The 23,007-nt window shown below is 38.2% G+C and carries 18 protein-coding genes and 2 riboswitches; of the genes, 13 read left to right on the top strand and 5 right to left on the bottom strand.

Annotation, left to right across the window (positions count from 1 at the left end; translation table 11 throughout):
* The first annotated feature begins 98 nt into the window (after window positions 1–98).
* The 5 genes from rfbF (at window position 99) to ACE1TG_RS11755 (ending at window position 4,866) form a co-directional block, all read left to right on the top strand.
* Complete coding sequence (rfbF, locus tag ACE1TG_RS11775) at window positions 99–875, top strand: glucose-1-phosphate cytidylyltransferase (protein ID WP_375052586.1); 777 nt, start codon at window positions 99–101, stop codon at window positions 873–875.
* 16 nt (window positions 876–891) lie between these two features.
* Window positions 892–1,989 (top strand): CDP-glucose 4,6-dehydratase, encoded by a 1,098-nt coding sequence (gene rfbG / locus ACE1TG_RS11770; RefSeq protein WP_375052585.1) that lies wholly within the window; start codon window positions 892–894, stop codon window positions 1,987–1,989.
* 3 nt (window positions 1,990–1,992) lie between these two features.
* Entirely contained in the window at window positions 1,993–2,553 is a 561-nt protein-coding gene (gene rfbC, locus ACE1TG_RS11765) for a dTDP-4-dehydrorhamnose 3,5-epimerase (RefSeq protein WP_375052584.1), read from the top strand.
* On the top strand, window positions 2,550–3,449 hold the full coding sequence (locus tag ACE1TG_RS11760) for an NAD-dependent epimerase/dehydratase family protein (RefSeq protein ID WP_375052583.1): 900 nt from the start codon (window positions 2,550–2,552) through the stop codon (window positions 3,447–3,449). The genes rfbC and ACE1TG_RS11760 overlap by 4 nt, the downstream gene beginning before the upstream one ends.
* A gap of 130 nt (window positions 3,450–3,579) precedes the next feature.
* On the top strand, window positions 3,580–4,866 hold the full coding sequence (locus tag ACE1TG_RS11755) for a glycosyltransferase (protein WP_375052582.1): 1,287 nt from the start codon (window positions 3,580–3,582) through the stop codon (window positions 4,864–4,866).
* A gap of 151 nt (window positions 4,867–5,017) precedes the next feature.
* On the opposite strand, the gene ACE1TG_RS11750 is transcribed toward ACE1TG_RS11755, so the two are convergent.
* Window positions 5,018–5,707, bottom strand: coding sequence for a collagen-like triple helix repeat-containing protein (locus ACE1TG_RS11750; RefSeq protein ID WP_375052581.1), 690 nt, complete (start codon window positions 5,705–5,707; stop codon window positions 5,018–5,020).
* Between the two features lie 183 nt (window positions 5,708–5,890).
* Here ACE1TG_RS11750 and ACE1TG_RS11745 point away from each other — a divergent pair, with 183 nt between their 5' ends.
* The gene (locus ACE1TG_RS11745) at window positions 5,891–6,379 is read left to right on the top strand and encodes a CotY/CotZ family spore coat protein (RefSeq protein ID WP_375052580.1); all 489 of its coding nucleotides are present in this window, start codon (window positions 5,891–5,893) and stop codon (window positions 6,377–6,379) included.
* 498 nt (window positions 6,380–6,877) lie between these two features.
* Window positions 6,878–8,047, top strand: a complete 1,170-nt coding sequence (locus tag ACE1TG_RS11740; protein WP_375052579.1) for a D-alanyl-D-alanine carboxypeptidase family protein — start codon at window positions 6,878–6,880, stop codon at window positions 8,045–8,047.
* A 63-nt stretch (window positions 8,048–8,110) separates the two neighbouring features.
* On the opposite strand, the gene ACE1TG_RS11735 is transcribed toward ACE1TG_RS11740, so the two are convergent.
* On the bottom strand, window positions 8,111–8,602 hold the full coding sequence (locus ACE1TG_RS11735) for a hypothetical protein (protein WP_375052577.1): 492 nt from the start codon (window positions 8,600–8,602) through the stop codon (window positions 8,111–8,113).
* A gap of 6 nt (window positions 8,603–8,608) precedes the next feature.
* Window positions 8,609–9,616, bottom strand: a complete 1,008-nt coding sequence (locus ACE1TG_RS11730) for a DUF3231 family protein (RefSeq protein ID WP_375052576.1) — start codon at window positions 9,614–9,616, stop codon at window positions 8,609–8,611.
* Window positions 9,617–10,211: 595 nt separating this feature from the next.
* On the opposite strand from ACE1TG_RS11730, the gene ACE1TG_RS11725 reads away from it, so the two are divergent.
* The 6 genes from ACE1TG_RS11725 (at window position 10,212) to ACE1TG_RS11700 (ending at window position 20,175) form a co-directional block, all read left to right on the top strand.
* Window positions 10,212–11,732: an amidase gene (locus ACE1TG_RS11725; protein WP_375052575.1), complete on the top strand. Its 1,521-nt coding sequence runs from the start codon at window positions 10,212–10,214 to the stop codon at window positions 11,730–11,732.
* 442 nt (window positions 11,733–12,174) lie between these two features.
* Window positions 12,175–13,137 carry an AAA family ATPase gene (locus ACE1TG_RS11720; protein WP_375052574.1) on the top strand — a complete coding sequence of 321 codons (963 nt, stop codon included), beginning with the start codon at window positions 12,175–12,177 and terminating at the stop codon, window positions 13,135–13,137.
* Window positions 13,138–13,448: 311 nt separating this feature from the next.
* Window positions 13,449–14,405, top strand: a complete 957-nt coding sequence (locus tag ACE1TG_RS11715; RefSeq protein WP_375052573.1) for a DUF58 domain-containing protein — start codon at window positions 13,449–13,451, stop codon at window positions 14,403–14,405.
* Window positions 14,402–16,582 carry a transglutaminase TgpA family protein gene (locus tag ACE1TG_RS11710; RefSeq protein WP_375052572.1) on the top strand — a complete coding sequence of 727 codons (2,181 nt, stop codon included), beginning with the start codon at window positions 14,402–14,404 and terminating at the stop codon, window positions 16,580–16,582. Before ACE1TG_RS11715 ends, ACE1TG_RS11710 begins: the two co-directional genes overlap by 4 nt.
* Window positions 16,583–16,623: 41 nt before the next feature.
* Window positions 16,624–16,725, top strand: a riboswitch (purine riboswitch).
* Window positions 16,726–16,947: 222 nt separating this feature from the next.
* Window positions 16,948–18,483, top strand: coding sequence for a glutamine-hydrolyzing GMP synthase (gene guaA, locus ACE1TG_RS11705; protein WP_375052571.1), 1,536 nt, complete (start codon window positions 16,948–16,950; stop codon window positions 18,481–18,483).
* 84 nt (window positions 18,484–18,567) lie between these two features.
* A riboswitch (purine riboswitch) is annotated at window positions 18,568–18,668 on the top strand.
* Window positions 18,669–18,840: 172 nt separating this feature from the next.
* A complete protein-coding gene (locus ACE1TG_RS11700; protein ID WP_375052570.1) occupies window positions 18,841–20,175 on the top strand; it encodes an NCS2 family permease in 1,335 nt (444 codons plus the stop codon).
* Window positions 20,176–20,549: 374 nt separating this feature from the next.
* Here ACE1TG_RS11700 and ACE1TG_RS11695 read toward each other — a convergent pair whose 3' ends face one another.
* Window positions 20,550–21,710: an MFS transporter gene (locus ACE1TG_RS11695; protein WP_375052569.1), complete on the bottom strand. Its 1,161-nt coding sequence runs from the start codon at window positions 21,708–21,710 to the stop codon at window positions 20,550–20,552.
* A 168-nt stretch (window positions 21,711–21,878) separates the two neighbouring features.
* Window positions 21,879–22,409 carry a peptide-methionine (S)-S-oxide reductase MsrA gene (gene msrA / locus ACE1TG_RS11690; protein ID WP_375052568.1) on the bottom strand — a complete coding sequence of 177 codons (531 nt, stop codon included), beginning with the start codon at window positions 22,407–22,409 and terminating at the stop codon, window positions 21,879–21,881.
* Between the last annotated feature and the right edge of the window lie 598 nt (window positions 22,410–23,007).

Here is a 23,007-nt window from a genome sequence, read left to right as displayed (position 1 = left end):
TGATTATTAATAATTCAATCGCACATACTTATTTTCCAATGACAACATATTATGAAAATATGTCTAAAACTAGCAGAATGTTAGGAAAGAGGTGCATTATGAAAGTAGTGATACTAGCTGGTGGATTCGGAACAAGAATTAGTGAAGAATCACATTTAAAGCCAAAACCGATGATAGAAATTGGAGATTACCCTATCCTTTGGCACATAATGAAAATCTACTCAGCCTATGGATTTAATGAATTTATTATCTGTCTTGGTTATAAGGGTTATAAAATAAAAGACTATTTCCTAAACTACTATCTCTATAAGTCTGATATTACGGTTGACTTCAATAATGAAAATAAACAGATTATACACCATCAAAATGCTGAACCGTGGAAAGTCACTTTAGTAGAAACAGGTTTGGATACAATGACAGGCGGGCGTGTTAAGAGAATACAGAACTATATTGGAAATGAGCCTTTTATGTTAACGTACGGTGATGGTTTAGCTGATATTGATATTCACAAATTAGTACAATTTCATAAAAGTCATAATAAACTAGCAACGCTTACAGCGGTACAGCCTTCCGGAAGATTTGGAGCCCTATCTTTATCTGAAGAACAAAAGGTTGGCTCTTTTCAGGAGAAATTGAAAGGGGATGGAGGCTGGATCAATGGAGGGTTTTTTGTTATACAACCTGAAATCTTTGACTATATCACGGATGATCAAACCGTTCTGGAAAAAGAACCCTTAGAGTATTTAACACAAAAAGGAGAGTTAATGGCTTATAAACATTCAGGATTCTGGCAGCCAATGGACACACTGCGTGATAAGAATAATCTGGATGGGATATGGAAGTCAGGGGCCGTTCCCTGGAAAAAATGGAAATAAGTAATGAGGTGACAGTATGATAGAAAGGGATTTTTGGAAAGGAAGAAAGGTTTTTATCACTGGACATACCGGCTTTAAGGGTTCATGGCTTTGTATGTGGCTGCATTCATTAGGTGCTGATGTAACAGGATTTTCATTGGCACCTCCTACCAACCCCAATCTCTTTGACTTATGTAATATACAGGAATGTACAAAAACCGTTTTTGGAGATGTTCGGAATCATGACGCACTGATTTCCGCTTTGCTTGATGCGGACCCGGAAATAGTTATTCATATGGCTGCACAACCTATTGTCAGAGCTTCGTATCAGAATCCGGTCGAGACGTATGAAACGAATGTGATGGGAACAGTTTACCTCTTAGAAGCTGTTAAGAAAGCGGTTGAAAGAAAGAAGAACATAAAAGCTGTTATAAACGTTACGTCTGATAAATGTTATGAAAATATGGAATGGATTTGGGGGTACAGAGAAACAGATCCGATGGGAGGGTATGATCCATATTCAAACAGTAAGGCTTGTTCGGAATTAGTAACCTCATCGTACCGCAGTTCTTTTTTTGACCCTGGTTCATATAAGGCGCATGGAGTTGCGTTAGCTTCAGCAAGAGCCGGAAATGTAATAGGTGGAGGAGACTTCTCGGCCGATCGATTAATTCCTGATTGCATAAAAGCCCTTTTAACAAATGAGGAAATTAACATAAGAAATCCTCATGCCATTCGGCCATGGCAGCATGTCCTTGATCCTTTAAGTGGTTATCTTTTATTAGCGCAAAAGCTCTTCCAGAATGGTGGGGCATATGCGGAAGGCTGGAATTTTGGCCCTGTTGACGAGGATGCAAGGAGAGTAGAGTGGATTGTTGAGAAGATTTGTGAAAAATGGGGCTCAAATGCTTCTTATAAAATTGAAAACAGGCATCCCGAACACGAGGCAAGTTTTTTAAAACTTGATTGTTCAAAGTCAAAGCAAGAATTAGGATGGTCGCCAAGGTGGAATTTAGATCATGCAATTGATAAAACTCTGGAGTGGACGAAGGCATACATGAACCAACAAGATTTAAAGGACATATGCTTACAGCAGATAGAAGAATACAGTAACACTAAAGAGGGGTGTAACTAAGCTGTGCAAATTAATAAAACGATGCTCACCGATTGTTATGAAATTGTTCCTCGTGTATTTACGGATAAACGAGGAACGTTCGTAAAGACATTCCATCATGATAGTTTCGTTTCGAACCAGCTTGAAACACAATTTACAGAACAATACTATTCCTTTTCTCATCAGGGAGTACTAAGAGGACTACATTTTCAAAATCCCCCGATGCATCATGTGAAGCTTGTTTACTGCATTATGGGGGAAGTGTTGGACGCAGTTGTTGATTTAAGAAATGGTTCTCCAACATATGGTCAAAATCAGCTTTTCAAGTTAAGTGCTGAAAAAAAGAATCTGATTTATATCCCAGCAGGTATGGCACATGGATTTTACGTAACAAGTGAAAATGCTGTTGTAGTATGTAATCTTTCTACAGTATATTCACCAGAATATGATAGTGGAATAAGATGGGACTCCCTGGGGATTTTGTGGCCGGATCAGACTCCAATCCTTTCGCAAAAAGATAAGGAATTACCTTTGTTTACCGAATTTTCAAGCCCATTTCGATATGAGGAAGCTGATGGACTATGAATATACGTGCAGATACAAAAACAGCTCTTGTTACAGGAGCTACTGGGTTTATAGGTTCCTCTTTAGTTAGCCAGCTTTTAAATAATAAATGGGAAGTGCATATCATCGTTCGCCGCAAATCTAATCTTTATCCCCTTGAAAAAATACATCATCGAATTACTATTCATCAACATGATGGCTCAGTTAATGGAATGAATACCATTTTTAATGCAGCTAAACCATCTGTTGTATTTCACCTAGCCTCATTGTGTCTATCACAACATGAAACGAATGATGTTGACCCTTTGATTCAAAGTAATATTTTGTTCGGCACACAGCTTGTCGAAGCAATGACAGCAAATGGCGTGTATCACTTAATTAATACCGGTACATCCTGGCAGCACTATCAAAATCAGGAATACAATCCAGTATGTCTTTATGCTGCAACAAAAGAGGCTTATAAGGCTATTTTAACTTATTATAGGGAAGTTACGCCGTTAAAAATAGTAACCTTAAAGTTATTTGATACGTACGGCCCAAATGATCAAAGGCGTAAATTGATACCGTTGCTTCAAAAAACAGCTAAAACCAACGAAACGATAGCTATGTCACCTGGAGAGCAGCTCATCGACCTAGTTCATGTCGATGATGTAGTCAAAGCTTTCGAAGTAGCTGCAGAACTGCTTTTAAATGGCAAGGCTGGACAGATGGAGGACTATGCAATAAGTTCCGGACATCATATGACTGTAAAGGAGATAGTTAAAACGTATGAGAAAATTATAGGCAGTAAATTGCCAATCAGATGGGGAGGGCGTCCATATCGTCCTCGTGAAGTCATGATTCCATGGGATAAGGGGATGCGGTTGCCCGGGTGGGACCCAACAATCAAACTTGAGGATGGATTAAAGAATCTGTAAGGACTAGTCAGAAGGTATAACTTTTTGGGTTTAACATTCAAGGTTACAGAGGTTATATTCTTTTGAAAAATCATATAAATTTAATAAGAAGTATTCTTAAAAAGCTTGTTTTGAAAAGGGGATTTGTCTAATGAAGGTTGCACTTTTAACAATGTTTAACGGTTTAGATAGTACGTATTCATTAGTGAATGTAGTAGCAGAACAATTAAGAATGCTGCTGAATGATAACGTAAAACCGGTCATGCTTGTAAGTGAAAATTGCCCGCTTGATTCAAGGTACGGGATATTCATGGATGAGCGGATTGAATGGAGAAAGGTTATAAACCAGATAAATGGAAACCAAATACATTGGAGAGACTATTCGCAGGCCAGTGGGAGAGTTCATGATACATTTAACAGGGAAGCAGATGTTGTAGCCGATGATTTGATAATAAAATTATCGGATGTAGATGCATGTATTATGCATGACATTCATTATCAAGGTTGGCACTTACTTCATAATGTGGCAGTGAGAAAAGCACAAAAAAAGCTACCAAATCTAAAATTTACTGCTTTTACACATTCTGCTCCAGTAAATCGCCCCCATAATCCTGAATGGCCTTTTTCTGCACGTTATACTTCAATGCCTAATACGATATATGTCTATCCTACTCAATCAGGAATATCTGCACTTGCAAAGCAATATAACGCACCAGAAGGTAACTGCAGGGCTGTGAATAACAGCCTTGATTTGTTAAATTACATGAGTGATGAGGTGAAACGAATAGCAGAGGAGGTTGATTTATTCTCCCCTGATATTTTCGTTGTTTACCCTGGAAGATTGACTCCTGGAAAGAAATTTGAGAAGGTCGCATCATTATGCGGTGCTATTAAGAAGAACTGTGAGTTGAGTGTAAAAGTGATATTCTGTGACTTCCCAAGTGCTGATATTGTTCCTGAACAATATAAAGCCCTAATAAAATCGACTGGAATAAATTTTGGTTTAGATCTTGAGGATATGTTTTTCACCTCGGATATTGATGCTTTTAAAACTGGGTTTCCAAGAAATGGAGTTTTAGAATTATTTTCTCTTTCCAATCTTTTTGTTTGCCCCTCATTTTCTGAATCATTTGGTTTAACTGTTTTAGAAGCAGCTAGTAAAGGGAATTTTATTGTATTGAATGAACGAGTTCCTGCCTTAGAGGAAATTGGTAAAAAATTAAATTCTTACTTCATGAAGTGGGATGCAAGAAACTTCGGCTATGATACGAATGAGTCATACCAGCCTTCTGAAGAAGCGTATTTGAAGGAGCATGCAGAAATCATTATTAACTTAATACGTGAAAATCAGGTAGTCCATGCAAAAACAATGGCAAGACAACGTTATAGTCCTCAGTGGATATGGTTTAATCAACTAAAGCCTTTGTTACAAACCTAGCTTTTAGTCTATTAAAAGGCTGTTTTCTATAAGATTGTTGTTTATGACAAAAAAATTTTATAACAGATAGCCGTACACGTGGAATCACGCATACGGCTGTTTTTATTAGCTTTAGCTTATTTCCATTTGCTGCTGAGAAGGTATCAGATCTCTATTTATCAGCTTTTTCTTTTTCAATACAAACTTTAATAACCTCTTTTTCTACAAAACGGAACGCTACTTTTTCTTTGGTCGTTTTATCTGTGCCAAAATTTGCTTCAGCCGCTGACACTTTACAAATAATGTCTAAAGAATTAATTATGAAACGATCACTTGCTTTTATGTCTTCCCTGTCAATCAGACAAGTAAATGGTAATTCATCAATAATGATATGGTTTGGGACTATCTCTCCCTCAATTAATGCTTTATACTTTATTTGTTTTTTTAATACACCACAAATTACAACTACCTCATCACAAATTTTTGCAATTTCAGCAGATAGCGATTGGTTTACATTTGTACTGCCTACTATAGCAGGTGGCACTAATTGGGTAGAATGTTCTAATAAAAAACGGCAGCATAAAGGCTTGGGAGGAGCAGGAGGTCCAGGTGGTCCCGGAGGCCCCGGAGGCCCTGGAGGACCAGATGGTCCCTGAGATCCCGAAGGTCCCGGAGGCCCTGGAGGACCAGATGGCCCCGGATGTCCCGAAGGCCCCGGATGTCCAGATGCCCCCTGACGACCAGGTGGACCTTTTTTACCCCTATCACCTTTTGGCCCATCAATACCTTGAGGACCTTTTTTACCTCTTTTTCCAGGTGGACCGATACAGCTGCAATTATTGTGGCCACATTGATTGCACATTACTTCACCCCATATTTTTAGGTTTTTTATATACTATGTCAATCATCGCTCCGTTGAATGGCTTTTTGAAAAAATCCACATTAGCCCTATTTTTTTAAAAAGTGGCGGATGCCCAACACAGTTACAACCTAATTTAATATGTTATGTATAAAGAGATATTAAGTGTGAGAGGAGTGAACACACTTGTTACATGAAAAAGACAGGGATTCAATACAAATGAATAAAGATAATGATAATTCATGTGACTGTAAGAGTTGTATTTGTGAAGTTCTTTCCGATATTTTAGAACAGCAGAGGGAAAATAAAAGGGAGTGGTGTGGAGCTTGTTCTCTTAAAAATGTGAATAAATCAGTTTTTAAAGACACGATTCCTTTTATATTACAAACACCTTATGGCCACCCATTTTTTACATGGGGGAAAGTTGGAACTGATGACTGTTTTGTTACTGTTTTTTTTAAAGTAATAAAAGTAGACTGTGAGAAAAATTGCGCCGTATTAAAGTTATTAAAGCCAAATGTATCTATTATTGACACTGATACAGATTGTGTTGAAACTTCAACTATTTGCGATGTGGATTATGTAACACCGACTAAAGAGTGTATCTTAGTGGATTTAAATTGTTATTCCGCTGTGAAATGTATTTCTCCAAACTTTGTAAAAGAACATCCTTAATCTTTGTTCGTAAACAGATATCTATATAAAAAATAGCCGGATTGTGTAAAAAAGGCATTTTTAATGAATTTAAAGGGGAGGGCACGCTGTACTGACTTAAAATGGGTTGGTCATGAATAGAAACATAAATACAAAAATCAACCCTTTATTCTATACTTCCAATTGCTGCAGGTTCATTTTCTGCATGTGCATTTCTTCCTTTTCTGCCCCACCCATTACAGCAGAATAATTAATTATACCTTTATGTGCAAATAAGTGTCCTGCCATTAACCTGAAATCTGCTGCCGGTTAGGCCATGAACCCCTCCTCCATCCTACTTCACCAGAAATATGAACTCATATTTAAATTGTAAAAACCAGCCTGCTGTTAACTGTATTTTTTTGGAATATACCCCTATAATTTCCTGTTACAAAGAAATAACAATTAGTTAATCTGGACAAATCACCTGCAAAAATATTATACAATGATGATAGATTTCAACAAAAAGCAGGTGTAATCGTGAAAAAAATCATCTTATTCGTAGCAGCCATCATGATATTAAATTCGCTCTTTATACCAGGTGCGGTTGCCAAAGCCAGTACAAATAGTCCGCCTTCAATAGTTAGTGAAGCTGCGATTGTAATGGATTCAGAAACTGGCTCCATACTCTATGCGAAAAATGCAAACAAATCCATGTATCCTGCCAGTTTAACCAAAATTGCAACTGCTATTTATGCCATAGAAATGGGTAGCTTGGAAAGCACTGTCACCGTGAGTGAGAAAGCTAGAAATATTGAAGGTACACGTGTTTTTTTAGAAAAAGGGGAACAAGTCACACTCAAAAAGCTTATTCAGGGATTATTAATTAATTCTGGTAATGATGCTGGTGTAGCTATTGCAGAACACTTAAGTGGAAGTGTTGAACAATTTTCATCGGATTTAAATAATTATCTAAAAAACAAAATAGGTTTACAACAAACACATTTTGAAAATCCCCATGGCCTATTTGACCCAAGCCATGTTACCACGGCTCGAGATTTGGCTAAGATTACGCAATATGCCATGAAGAACGACATATTCAGGGATATTTTTGGTACTGTGGAATTGGAGTGGCACGGTGAATCCTGGGATACTACACTTTTGAAACATCACAAACTAGTGAGACAGGTTATTCCATATGAAGGTATAACAGGTGGTAAAACGGGGTTTGTATCGAAGTCCGGATTCACGCTTGCAACTACAGCAAAAAGAAATGAATTAAGTCTTATCGTCATTACGTTAAATAGTAATCTGCAATCCAATTCGTATACAGATACAAAGAATCTATTGGACTATGGGTTTAAGTACTTTGAGCAGTCAACTATCAACAAGGGTACGACATTTACCACTGGTGGACAAACATATAAAACATCTGAAAAGATTACTTATACACATCAGAAGGGTGATCAGATAAGTGAAGAAATCAATGAAGATGGAACATTGGAAATTATTAAGCATGATGGCACTGTGATCAACTCCTATCAGCTGGATAGGGACATCGAAAAGGAAAAAATGAAAGAAGTAAATTCGGTAGGTAATGATGTTAGGACTAACTCCGTGTTTGGTGAATATATTCCAATGTTTGTGATTACTGCAATAATCATCGTTTTAGGTTTCTTCTTTTTATTTTACCGTCGTACGAGAAATTAGTAATATTAAGTGAACCAGTCAAAAGGATTCCTGCGTATGTCTTCACATTTGCATGGAATCCTTTTATGTTTTATTATTTTGATCCATTCGCTTCAATAACATCCATCGTATAACGCCGCCTATGAATAGGCCAAATAATAAAGAAATCATTGGAAGCCACACTGGGCCTATTAAGTGTCCGAAAATAGTAAATGTCGGAGAAAAAATTAAGCCAACTGTTACAAAGTAGGCTGAAAATACGAAGGGAATAAAAGCATAGGGTTTGCTTTCTCCCTCTGCATCATTATAAGCATCCCACATGGCAAAGAAGTATAGACATGGATAGAACATCAGCCATTGGTAATTCGTTTGTTCGATTGCCTCACTTATATTACCATGGAAGCTCAGTAAAATGATTTGGTTAAAATGTCCGAATACATTAGTGATAAACTCTAGCGCAATTAGGATGATTCCTTTAAGATACTTGCCATTTAATAACTGTCCAAATCCAGGCAGGGCAATACTCCATAGCAGCTTTTCTAATTTGTCTCTGTTCTTCCCATATCTTTTTTCCATTTTTTTCTAATCTGCCAATTCTTTTCTATCTGCTGCTATTGGAGGCTGCTCCATCCATCCGTTATTAATCATGATGTTTGCCCCATCATCGGAATAGTGTGCTACTTCTGCTATTAAACGGGAATAGTGGACACCTAGGTCGTGTCTTGGGCTAGCTGACATGGCCATACCATATTGACCGATTCCAGATGCGGTAAGTAAAGTTACAAGTGACATCATGAGCTTGTCTGAAAAAGGTGGCACTGTAGAATCAGTTACTTCGGACAATAGTAACAATGTCCCGTTAGACAAATATTCTTCATGCAGGATGGAAGTGAAAATATCAATGTGTTTGCCAGAAATTTCTCTGCCTCTTTCAAAGTAACGTTTTGCTTCCTTGGATTTAGCCACTTGACTGAATCCTACTATAACTGCCTGCCCCAGGGCATTGCGCTTTGCGTGGAAAACTAGGTTCGCAATTTCAACACCTAGAAGTGGTCTGCGGTCACCAAACCATCCAGATAAAAATCTTTGTTTCTTCACGAAATCGATTTGCCTTGGCTTAGGAATTTTTGGAGAGCGTATATATATTCCTTTTTCTTTTGACAATTCTTTTATCTTAGAGTGTAATCCTTGTGTTGTATTTAGACAATTCGAGTAATACTTAATCACATCTGTTCGCTCAGCAAGTCCTAATGCTGTCCCATATGCAGTAATTAATAGGATTGTTAAGTTAAGCATGTACTCAAGATAAAGTTTATCTGAGAAAAGCCTTGGGGCTTGTAGATCTATATCCTTTTCCGTATATCCGTGAGGGATAGGATAGTTCTCAGTGTTAAAGAAGCTTGTTAACTTACTTTTGTTTTCTTCCGATACAGCTAGTACTTGTTCAAGGATAGATTGTATCTGATCATCGTCAACGTGTTGCAGAAAATATTTTATTCCGCATATAGTCATGGTCTCATTTTGATAGGAAGTCCAGAGACTGGAGATTTCCGCAGAGGTTATAGGTATGTTTTTCTCATGGCTATCCATATGCAAATTCCTTCCCTGTTATTTTTTAGCAGTTAAGAAAGTATACATACTTTCTTACTGCATAAGCGCAACTAGGGCTTCGCCATAAAGACTGGCGATAAGCCAAGTTTTCTAAAATTCCTCACGGTCAATCATACGAGGAGGTTCCTCGAGCCATTCATGATTAATCATAATATTGACTCCATCCTCAGAATATAACCTGGTTCATTAAGGTTAACATCTTCAGCGGTAAAGCCAATTGGGATCGGCCTATGCTATTGATCAAATATTCTGCGGATTTTTCAATGCATCTTCAACTGTTGTATTGAAATATGATCGTAAAATTACCGTTCAATTACGCTTCCATACTTTCGACATTTCTGCTGAAGCTAGCTTTATGTTATGTTCTGGTAATTATTTTTCCTCCTTTAAAATAGTAATTCTCTATGTAGTTTGTCTTTATTTATGACTCTTATACACGAACAGCGCATCTGACATCATGTCAGTTGGGAATATTACTGAATTATTATTGTAAATAGACTAAATGCACTTTATAAGGAAAGTTTTTAGTGAAATGATACAATTAGGGAAATAGTATTATTCTGAGGTGAGTTGAATGAATCTTCAAACATACTTGACAATGGATGCCACAGAAATGGCAGAACAGATAAAGGCAAATAAAGTAAATCCAGCTGAGCTGATGGAGCTTGGTTTCCAGCAGATGGATAAAGTTAATCCAACGTTAAATGCTGTTGTTCATAATCGTAAAGAAAGGGTTATTGATGAAGTAACCAGTTTTAGTGCGACCCGACCTTTTTCCGGTGTTCCTTTTTTGTTAAAGAACCTCTCCCAATCATTGAAAGGTGAGCCAATCACGTCTGGCTCTAAACTGCTCAAGGATGCAAAGAGCGGACATGACTCAAATTTTGTTAAAAAGCTTCGAGATTCTGGAGTGTTATTTATGGGGCATACGAATGCACCTGAATTTGGCTTGAAAAACATTACTGAGCCTGAATTATATGGACCTACACGAAATCCATGGAATAAGGACTATTCATCAGGAGGGTCAAGTGGGGGATCTGCCGCTGCAGTTGCTGCTGGTATTGTTCCTGTAGCGGGTTCAAGTGATGGTGGCGGGTCCATTCGAATTCCTGCTTCTTTCACTGGATTATTTGGACTGAAACCAACTCGAGGACGTACCCCTGTTGGACCAGGAGCAGGCCGTCAATGGCAAGGAGCAGCGATTGACTTCGTAGTAAGCAGAAGTGTACGTGACAGTGCTGTAATGCTTGATAATCTTCAAGTTGTAGAACCAGCAGCGGCATTTAATACACCGTTATTTACCAAGAGTCTTTATGACAATATGAAAAAACCGTTTAATAATCCACTTCGGATTGCTTATACAACAAAATCCCCTGTTGATACTCCTGTTTCAGCGGATGCCCAACTAGCCGTAGATAAAACTGTGAAATGGCTGCAAAATGAGGGGCATATTGTTGAGGAAAAAGAAAATGATGTAGATGGTATTCAATTAATGAAAGATTACTATCTCATGAATAGTGGTGAAATATCTTCTGTCATTCAAAAGCTTGAAAAATCGCTCGGCAGGTCGCTGACTGCAGATGATGTTGAGATTGAAACGTGGCTGCTGAATGAGGCAGGGAAATCTGTTTCAGCAGCTGAATTCTCTGCAAGTCTGGCTTCGTGGGATGTCGCTGCGGCAAAAATGGCTGCATTTCATCAAACATATGACTTTTATATAACTCCAACTACGGCATTTACAGCACCAAAAATCGGTGAGTTGACCCATTCAGAAACAATGAAGAAAAATCTTATGAACCAAATTAGTGAAGCAGATAAGTTACAGCAGCAAGAGCTGATTTATGACATGTTTCTGCCAAGTTTAACCTATACACCATTTACACAGCTGGCGAACCTTACAGGACAGCCAGCAATGTCCGTTCCGGTTTATCTGTCGGAAAATGGCCTTCCTTTAGGTGTTCAGGTAATGGCTTCTAAAGGAGCAGAGGACAAGCTCTTGCAGTTAGCATCACAAATGGAGCAATCCAATATTTGGGTTGGGATGAATGGAAACCCGATGTTACCGTATAAAACAGCCCGAATTGACAAATACTAGATTGTAAGGATATTACATGGTTACTTTTTAACTCTCACAATTGATATGAATCCGACATTCTGTTGAAAAATTAAATGCTATGACACCGCATCTGAAATACACTTCGCACAACTTAGGGAAACGCTTCAGCTTCCTCGGAAGAAAAACTACTTCCTGCGGGAGCTTTAGCTGTTGCTACTTCCGCAGTCTCCGTGTATTTCCTGAGCTAGGTTTGGCTCCCTATATCTTTACCCTAAAAACTCACAAGTGTATAGTGTGATTGACAAAAACAAGATTTTAAACCATTTAATTCGACAGAGCCAAGACATTTTTGGTGAGGGGCCAAATTTTTCAAATAATCAAAAATGACTGTGATTATGCTTTTATTCATAGGACATTTTTAGTATAGTTAAACTAACTAATTTAATAGAAAAGTAACGTAGCCGGGAAGGGGTCAGTTAAGATGATGCAAGAAACTGCTATATATAATGAAAGAATTGAAAAGGTTTTAACAAATATAAATAAAGTTATGATTGGAAAAGAAGAAGCTGCTACATTAAGTTTAGTAGCATTACTGGCACAGGGACACGTTTTACTTGAGGATGTTCCGGGAGTTGGTAAAACAATGCTTGTGCGTACTTTAGCAAAATCTTTGGACTGTGATTTTAGAAGGATTCAGTTTACACCAGATTTACTGCCGTCAGATGTAACCGGTGTATCTATTTATAATCCAAAAGAAATGGAGTTTGAGTTTCGGGGAGGACCTATTCTTGGGAATGTTGTTCTGGCTGATGAAATCAATCGAACTTCGCCTAAGACACAGTCTGCACTGCTTGAAGGTATGGAAGAAAAGAACGTAACGATTGATGGTAATACAATTCCACTAAAACAGCCATTCTTTGTAATGGCTACACAGAATCCTATTGAGTATGAAGGAACATACCCGCTTCCGGAAGCTCAGTTGGACAGGTTTATTTTAAAATTGAAAATGGGATATCCATCAGCTGAACAAGAGCTGCGTATGCTCGAACTTACATCAAAAGATCATCCAATTGAATCAATATCTGCTGTTATCAATAGAGAAGAATTATTGTCCATTCAAGAAGAAGTTAAAGATATTTATATTGATAGGAATGTCCAGCAATACATTATAAATCTAGTAACTGGAACACGGAATAACGAATCCATTTATTTAGGTGTCAGTCCTCGTGGATCTATTTCCTTAATGAAGGCAGCAAAAGCTTATGCATATATTCATGGGCGTGATTATGTATTGCCGGATGATGTGAAGTATTTAGCGCCTTTTGTATTGGCTCACCGTGTGATTTTAACTTCTGAGGCAAAATATGACGGCCTTACGAGTGATGAGGTTATTATAAAAGTTGTTAAAGATACACATATACCGATTCGAAAGGAATTTAGTTAATGACTGGCACGATTAGATTTATAGGCAAATTAAGTTTTGTCGTTTTCCTCTTACTACTTTTATTTTCATTTGCAATGTTCCAGGGCGGGTTTGTAAGCTGGTTTCTGTTTTTCGGTTTTTTGCCTATTTTCCTTTACCTCATAGGGTTATTATTTTACCCAATTAAAAAATGGCATGTTACACGAAGACTCTCGCACCATGTCACTCGAGCTGGAGGGCGAATAGCTGTAACGGTGAAAATAAAGAGGTCTATCCCCTACCCCTTATATTATTGTATCTGTGAGGAAATTTTCCCGGATACGCTGCAAAAAGTGGATAATCAGAATGAGAAGTACCGTCACATGGATAAGCCAAATAAGTTACAAGTGAACCGTAAAATAAAGAAGATTGTCTTTCCAGGGTTCAGTCGTGAAATCGAACTGCCCTATTATATCGAGCAAGTACCACGTGGTGAACATCAACTCCAAGCTTTACGCATAAGAACTGGAGATGTATTTGGTTTTGTCAAAAAAGAGCATATTTTTTATCTGTCAGATCAAGTTATAGCATTTCCGAATGAACGACCGATACACATTACAGATAGTATCACTAGCTATGAACAAGGGTCTATATCTTCCTATGCGATGAATTTAAAGAATTCAAACGTCGCAACAGGAATTCGTGAATATATGCCTGGTGATAAATTTTCATGGATTGATTGGAAACAGACAGCAAAGAAAAACACTATAATTACAAAGGAATTTGAACAAGAAAAAAGTACAGATACAATAGTTATCATGGATAGTTGCTATTATCGTGGATTAAATGAACTGGCTTTTGAAGCAGGAATTGAGCTGACAATGTCGTTAGTAGAATTGATCCGGAAACAGGCGTCGCAAGTAGGCTTTCTGTCAATTGGGGAAAACGTGGTCTATTTTCCTATGCACCATGATCCAGCCAAAAAGGATTTGATCAGGCAACACTTAACAAGACTGCAGCCTGGAGGGGAACGGCCATTTTCGGTGATATTAAGAGAGGAAACAACCAAGATTTCATCGGGAGCTAACATGATATTAGTTACAACTCATATGGACGACACATTCAGAGAGTCAATTGAAAAGATAAAACAGCGCTCCAAACGTGTGATTGTACTATTTATACAGTCATCCACACTTATTTCAAGTAATGAACACAATACGATCCAGCAGCTTCGTTTTGAAGGTGTTGTTATTAATGTCCTTACTGAAAAACAATTAGTACAGAAAAAGATTGAGGTGAATGTATCATGAAAATGAAAATCCCACTATTATACACCTCTATTTTATATATATGTGCATTTGTTTTATTTCTGGAATGGCTTTATCCGGTAAATATCATTGGAGATGTAAATAACTTAACCGTTTTTATTTTGTTTACAATGTTTTGCTTTTTTATCTCAATGATTCAGATTCAATGGTATATTTCCATGCCTTTAAAAGGATTTGGGCTGCTTTTTATTATTAATAGTCTATTTTTAATTCACCCTCTTTTTAGCAGATTATGGTTCGACCAGGTATTTATGGAAATATCGTTTAATATCAATGTGTTGTTTTCACAGCAATGGTATGAATTAACGCCATTATTCCGCAGTGTATTATTCTTACTCTTAATCTGGCTAATGAGCTATCTGCTGCATTATTGGTTCATTGTTATGAAACGGATTTTCTTATTTGTTCTGCTTACTATTATTTATATAACTGTTCTGGATACATTTACGGTATATGAAGCAGATGCTGCAATTGTTCGTACATTCATCGTATCGTTTGTTGCATTAGGGATGACAAACTTTTTTAAGGAAATTGATCGTGAAGCAATTCGCTTCTCGTGGGTAAAAAAATCATCAATATGGGTTGTTCCCTTAATAACTATCGTACTGTTTTCCACGTTAATAGGATATGCTGCACCGAAATTTGATCCACAGTGGCCTGATCCAGTTCCGTTCCTGAAAAGTACTGCTGAGAATGCAGGAAGTTCAGACACTGGATCAGGAATCAGTAAAGTTGGATACGGAAATAATGATTCACGTCTTGGTGGTTCCTTTGTACAGGATTATACCCCAGTATTTCAGGCGGCTGCCAAAGATGACCATTACTGGCGAGTAGAAACGAAGGATGTCTATACTGGGAAAGGCTGGGAAAAATCGCAGGATTCACAGTATGAACTACAGCAAAATAATGCTATTTCACTTGAGACTTTTTCAGATAGTGTGGAAACAGAGAAGTTTACTACTACGCTTGATTTTCAAGGTAATAACAATATGGAAAAGCTGATTTATCCATACGGCATCAGCAGTGTAGAAACATCACAGGATGTTGAATTAATGCTAGATAGTCAATTTGGAGAAATCAGAACAGAGCTTGAGGGAAATAGTCTAAGGTTAAATAACTACGCCATTACGTATGACCGGCCGTCATTTGCTATTGATGAATTGCGTAAAGTAAGCGATGAAGATCCAGCTAGTCTTAACGAACGTTTTACACAATTACCTGATTCATTACCAGATCGAGTAGGTGAATTGGCAGCAGAAGTTACTGCTGAAGATGATAACCGCTATGATAAAGCAAGATCAATTGAATCGTATTTTAGCAGTAACGGATTTACGTACCAAATCAGTGATGTCCCTGTCCCAAGTGAAAACGAGGATTATGTGGATCAATTTTTATTTGATTCCAAGGTTGGGTATTGTGATAATTACTCTACTTCGATGGTAGTGATGCTCAGGTCACTTGATATACCTGCAAGATGGGTCAAGGGCTTTACGAGTGGAGAGGTAATTGAACAGGGGGACAGCCAGGAATCCTATGATATTTATGAGGTAACGAATGCAAATGCTCACTCATGGGTTGAAGTTTATTTTCCGGATAAAGGCTGGGTTCCATTTGAGCCTACACAAGGATTTTCTAATATGGCAGAATTTCATTTTAACCCGGATAGTTCGGAAGAAAAAAATAATGATGAGGAATATGTGGCACCAGAAACAGAATCTGAGCAGCAGCAGCTTCCAGAAGAGAATGAAACAAAAACACCTACATCTACCAGTAATACGATCAATTTTAACGTGAATTGGTGGTATGTTCTAATTGGATCTGCTGTAATACTTCTTATCTCATTTATCATTTATCGAACAAGATTTCGCTGGAAGACAGTATATTTACACATGAAGATTAAAAATAAAGGTGATGCGAAGACATACCAGGAAGCATATCATCATTTACTGAAAGTATTGGCATATAATGGATTTTCTAAAAATGCTGATCAGACATTACGAGAGTATTCTAAACGGATTGACTCACTTTATGGCACAACTACTATGAGGCAATTAACAAATCACTATGAACGTATCCTGTATAAAAATGAATTGGAAAATCAGGAAGCAGCAAATTTACGCCAATTATGGAAAAATTTAATTAAGCGTGTAATGGCTTGACCGACCTTCTTTTGATTAGTAGAATAGGTTAATATTAATTTTGATAAAATAAATACGCCATTCGTATATCCTCGATAATATGGTTCGAAAGTATCTACCGGAGCACCGTAAATGCTCTGACTATGAAGGCGGAATTTCTGAAGGTATGCTCATTTGTCGACCTGGATTCTGCCTTTGTGTAGTTTAGATATACTGCACAGTAGGTAGGTCCAGGTTTTTTAGCAGTTAAGAAAGTATAACTACTTTCTTACTGCATAAGTGCAACTAAGGCAATTCGCCCAAAGGCTTGGCGAATGCCAAGTTTTCTAATATGGATAAAATTGTTGTCTTTATCGATAGTTTGTAAATGGATAGGAGTGATTGATATGGAAAGTAATGAAATGATCTTAGTACTTGATTTTGGCAGCCAATATAATCAGCTAATCACAAGAAGGATTAGAGAGCACGGTGTGTATAGTGAATTACACTCACACAAGTTAACAGCAGATGCTATCGGAAAAATGAACCCAAAAGGAATTATCCTATCAGGAGGCCCGCACAGTGTTTATGATGAGGACAGTTTCCGATGTGACCCGGAAATTTTTGAATTGGGTATTCCAATCTTAGGTATATGCTATGGCATGCAGTTAATAGCTCTGAATTTCGGGGGTAGTGTTGCTAAAGCTACAAATCGCGAATATGGGAAAGCGTTAATTGAACTAACACATGACCCAATATTATTCAATGATGCACCTAAAAATCAGACTGTTTGGATGAGTCATGGGGACAAAGTGATGGAAGTACCTGCGTCTTTTCAAATTGATGCAACTAGCCCATCAACACCTATAGCTGCCATGAGCGATAATGATCGTAAGTTGTATGGTGTCCAATTTCACCCTGAGGTTCGTCACTCTGAATACGGAAATCATTTACTGAAGCAATTCGTCTTTGATGTGTGTGAATGTGATGGTGAATGGACAATCGAAAACTTCATCGATATGGAAGTAGAAGAAATACAAGCAAAAGTCGGTGATCGAAACGTATTGTGTGCTTTGAGTGGAGGGGTTGATTCATCTGTTGTTGCAGCACTTATTCACAAAGCTATAGGTGATCAGCTTACATGCATTTTTGTAGATCATGGGTTACTTCGCAAAAATGAGGCGGAGGATGTCATGAAGACATTTGCAGATGACTTTAATATGAATATTATTAAAATTGATGCTACTGACCGGTTTTTATCTAAATTGAAGGGTGTCGATGATCCCGAACTGAAGCGTAAAATTATTGGAAATGAATTTATCTATGTTTTTGATGATGAAGCAGCAAAATTGAAGGATATTGACTTTCTTGCTCAAGGCACACTTTACACAGATATTATTGAAAGTGGTACAGATACAGCACAAACAATTAAATCACACCATAATGTTGGCGGTCTTCCAGAGAATATGCAGTTTGAATTAATTGAACCATTGAACACCTTATTTAAAGATGAAGTAAGAGAACTTGGCTTGCAGCTCGGATTACCTGAGGGAATTGTTTGGCGACAGCCTTTCCCTGGGCCAGGTCTTGCTATTCGAGTGTTGGGAGAAGTGACAGACGATAAATTGGCAATCGTTCGTGAATCTGATGCTGTCCTACGTGAAGAGATTGCAGCAGCTGGATTGGATCGTGATATTTGGCAATACTTTACAGTCCTTCCTGATATCAGGAGTGTCGGTGTAATGGGGGATGCCCGCACATACGATTATACAATTGGCATCCGAGCAGTTACCTCTATTGATGGGATGACATCGGATTGGGCACGGATTCCATGGGATGTTCTGGAAAAAATATCGACAAGAATTGTAAATGATGTTGAGCACATTAATCGGGTTGTTTATGACATTACAAGCAAACCACCTGCAACAATTGAATGGGAATAAACGTACAATTAACTAGTAATGTGAAGAAATGTTCGTTTTCTAGTTGACTTTGTCGAATTGAGGTAGTAATATAGTCGTAGATTTGATAATTGAATAGGCATCTTGCGTATAATTTCGGGGATATGGCCCAGAGTTTCTACCAGACTACCGTAAATGGTCTGACTACGCGGATTATAGTAATTAGGCTGAGAAAAATCTATCTTTGCCAAATTACTTTTTCCTGCATAGTTTTGTAGCACTCTTGTCCATCAAGGGTGTTTTTTATTGTCAAGAAAGTATAAGTGCAACTAAGGCTTATCTATATAAAGGCTCGGTGATAAGTCGAAATATTAAGAGATAGAGTGAGGAGGAAAAGCAATGAGAAAGTACTTTCGTTTTAAAGAATTGGGAACAGATTACAAGACTGAATTTATGGCAGGGCTAACAACATTCCTTGCTATGGCATATATATTATTTGTTAACCCCTCAACACTTGCTTTGGTTGGTATAGAAGAGTTGCCAGAGGGGGTTACACGAATCGACCAGGGTGCGGTATTTACAGCAACCGCCATTGCAGCAGCTTTCGGTACATTAATAATGGGTGTATTTGCAAAGTATCCAATTGCGCTTGCACCTGGTATGGGATTAAATGCATTTTTCGCATATACCGTAGTGCTTGGATATGGAATACCATGGGAAACTGCTCTAGCTGGCGTATTGGCTTCTGGACTTATTTTTATTGTTTTGACATTAACTGGACTTCGCGAAAAAGTTATTAATGCTATTCCAGCAAATTTAAAAATGGCAGTTGGAGCGGGAATTGGAGTATATATTGCATTTATAGGCTTTCAGAATGCAGGGATAATTGTGGGTGATGACGCAACACTAGTCGGAATGGGTGACTTAACTTCACCAACTGTACTGCTAGCGATTTTTGGAATTATAATATCTGTTATTCTGTTAACCTTAAATATTAAAGGTGGCATTTTTTATGGTATGGTTTTAACTGCTATCACAGGAATTATCTTTAATCTGATTGATCCGCCGTCAGGTCTTGGTGGAATTGTTGGGGAAGTTCCCAGCTTAGCACCAACATTTGGTCAGGCATTCACTCACTTTGGTGATATTTTTACAATTGAAATGCTAGTAGTTATTTTAACTTTCTTATTCGTTGATTTTTTTGATACAGCAGGGACACTAGTGGCTGTCGCTAATCAGGCAGGATTAATGAAGGATAATAAGCTTCCGCGTGCAGGAAAGGCGCTTTTTGCTGATTCAGCAGCAACGGTTGTTGGTTCGGTTGCCGGGACTTCCACAACAACATCTTATATTGAATCCACTGCAGGTGTGGGTGCAGGTGGTCGTACTGGTTTCACTTCAATAGTAACAGCAGGCTTTTTCCTTCTGGCATTATTTTTCTCGCCTCTGTTGAGTGTCGTGACTGCAGAAGTAACTGCACCAGCACTGATCATCGTTGGGGTGTTAATGTCATCAACATTGAAAAACATTGACTGGGATCAGTTTGAAATTGCAGTGCCAGCATTTTTAACGATTGTCATGATGCCATTGACGTATAGTATCGCAACCGGGATTGCTATTGGGTTTATTTTCTACCCGATCACGATGATATTAAAGGGCCGTATTAAAGAAATAAATCCGGTTATGTATGTATTATTTGTTATATTTATTCTTTATTTTATTTTCCTAAGCTAGAAGACAATGAAAAAAGCGAAATCATCTCATCGGATGGTTTCGCTTTTGTTTTAGTAGGAAATTATAAAATTTAAGTGCTGTGGATAACTGGACTTCTGAATCAGCGACGTCCAGCGCATGCGCATAGCGCCTAGTGGACTTCCCTCCCCGTGTCTACGATAAGAAATAAAGGATGTTCGACTAAAACCACCACATCCTGTGGCAACGTCGAACTACCCCACGTCCTGTGGGGCAGTTTACGCTCTTCGTGTATCCTTTATCTCACACGGGAAAAGGAAGATCGACTAACACCGCCGCTTTGCGCGACAACGTCGATCCACCCGCAGCGCTGAGCGCAGTCCATACGGCGCTGAATAGGCGCTTGCGCTTTTGTTTTAGCCTTGAGCTTTTTTGCCGTATGGTAACAGGTGGAATGCAGTTAGAGATATAGTTCCGAATAATGCACAACAACCCAGTACAAAGTATAATGTTCCACCACCATACGAATCTATTAACGCCCCGCCAGTTAAGGATCCAATGATCCCTGATACGCCGAAGAATACGGAATAGAACACGAGATGTCCGGTTGACTGTAATATGCTGGGAATTAATCGGGTGATATACTCAAATGATGCTAAATAGAATATGCCAAAAGTTAAGCCGTGTAAAAACTGTAATGCAAGGATGTACATCGGATCATCAACTGCAGCATACAGGAACCAACGCAGACTGTAGATAGTTCCAGCAAAAATAATAAATACTAGCGTATGATATTTTCTGAACCATCGACCAGCCAGAGCAAAGACTGCTGCCTCACTTGCAACACCAATGAACCAGGCTATGCCAACTAATCCTTCGCCACCACCAAGTTCAGCAATGTATAACCCAATAAAACTGTCATTTGCCCGGTGTGAAATTGTAAGAAACATAATCATAAACAGAAAAATGATAAATGGCTTGTTTTTGGCTAATCGCTTTACATCATTTAATTGTATAGGATCAGATTCTACTTTCACATCGGTTAAGCGAAACGCGACAATTAACGCTGTTACACCAAAAAATAAGTAAGGCCATATCATATATTGAACGCCAATTTCTGAAAGTACCGCCCCAACAATTAAAGAAGAGGTTGCAAATCCAATTGATCCCCAAGTTCGGATTGTTCCAAATGAAATATGTAAATCATCTGCCCGGCGTTGAGCCAAGCTATCACCAAGAGCTCCTATCGGCGATGTGAAAAAGTAAAATACAAATCCCATCAGTATAATCGCAAGTAAACCATCCATTTGGAAAAATAAAATACTGCTAATCAGCAATCCAAAAATACAAATTATCAGCATTCTTTTGACGGTTTTATATTTATCACTCATATAGCCCCAAAAAGGTTGTGAAAAGATTGCAGCTAAAGGACCGACTGCTAGCACCCATCCGATTTCTGTACCGTTTAATCCCTTATAGTTAAGGTACAATGGCAAAAAGCTTATGATAATTGTATTTGTAGCATGAAAACTGAATAATAACATTTTCAAGGGTGTTAATGATTGATTATTAGGCATTGAATTCGCTCCCTATAGTTGTCAAAGTTTAATTATACTATACTTGGAGTACACAAATAAACTTTTTGGACAGGTAAGAGCATAAGTGAACCTTTAAACGGATATCGGGAACTTCAACCAGATATCAGAAATTTCAACCGGAAAATAAATAGAAGCAGATTTAGTCATCTACTTCTCCCATACATCCTCAATATATTCATCGCGTCCCGACTTAGCTCGATCCTGCAAATAATGTTCCTCATTTTTTTTGTAGTAATCCTGGTGATGCTCCTCAGCTGGATAAAAGGTAGTAGCTGACAGGACTTTGGTTACAATTGGTTTGGAGAATTTTCCACTACTTTCGAGTAACTGCCTGGATTTCTCAGCTAGCTCTTTTTGTTCCTCGTTATGATAAAAAATAGCTGTCCGATATGAATCACCGCGGTCATGAAATTGTCCGCCGTCATCGGTCGGGTCAATTTGACGCCAGTATACTTCTAAAATTGTCTCATAGGAAATAATCGAAGGATCATAAGTAATTTCAACAGCCTCGTAGTGACCAGTTGTTCCACTTTTTACAGTTTCATAGGTTGGGTTGGCAGTCTGTCCGCCTGTGTATCCAGACACTACCCCATGAATCCCATCCCATTTATCGAACGGTTTAACCATGCACCAGAAGCATCCGCCTGCAAATGTGGCTTTCTTTCGTTGGTCTGTCATGCTCGATTCCCCCCAATTGTTCTTTAATGATTGTTTTTTACTATAACATAAACACGAATACATAAGGAAATAAATGATTTTCATATTAGAAAATAGCCTTAAAAGTGTTTCAAAAAGTTTTGAGCAAAATTTTTTAGTCAAGATAAAATCCGAACTACGATTCAAAATTCTTGAAACAGAATTTAAATTAGTTCGGATTATTTTTGTGATGATTAGATATAAAACCGCGAATTAGTGAATTTGTAAGTTTCTCTAACCAGGCAGCTGGAATATGCTCCCTTTCCGTGGGCAAGTGCCGAGCCTCCTCAGCTCGTACCTCGCCTGCGGGGTCTCGCCTAGCTTGTTCTTCCCACAGGAGTCTCGCATATTCCAGCTGCTAGTTTAAATGGTTTAAAAGAATTTACTCTTTATCCATCACAATGTACATTTTGTTATTTTATCAAGTTATAATGAGCAAATCCTAGCGTAGGAAACACACGTAGACTCCTGGGGGAGGAAAGGCCTAGATGAGACATCTGAGTGCGTCAGCACGAAGAGGCTCAACAGCCGCCATAGGTGCGCGAAGTGTATTTCCGTAGCGGCATTATAGCACACAACC

Origin of the sequence: Virgibacillus sp. JSM 102003 (genome assembly GCF_041949995.1) — a bacterium.
Lineage (GTDB): Bacteria > Bacillota > Bacilli > Bacillales > Amphibacillaceae > Lentibacillus.
The sequence above is the reverse complement of the archived record's forward strand: the minus strand, read 5'-3'. Positions and strand labels throughout refer to the sequence as shown.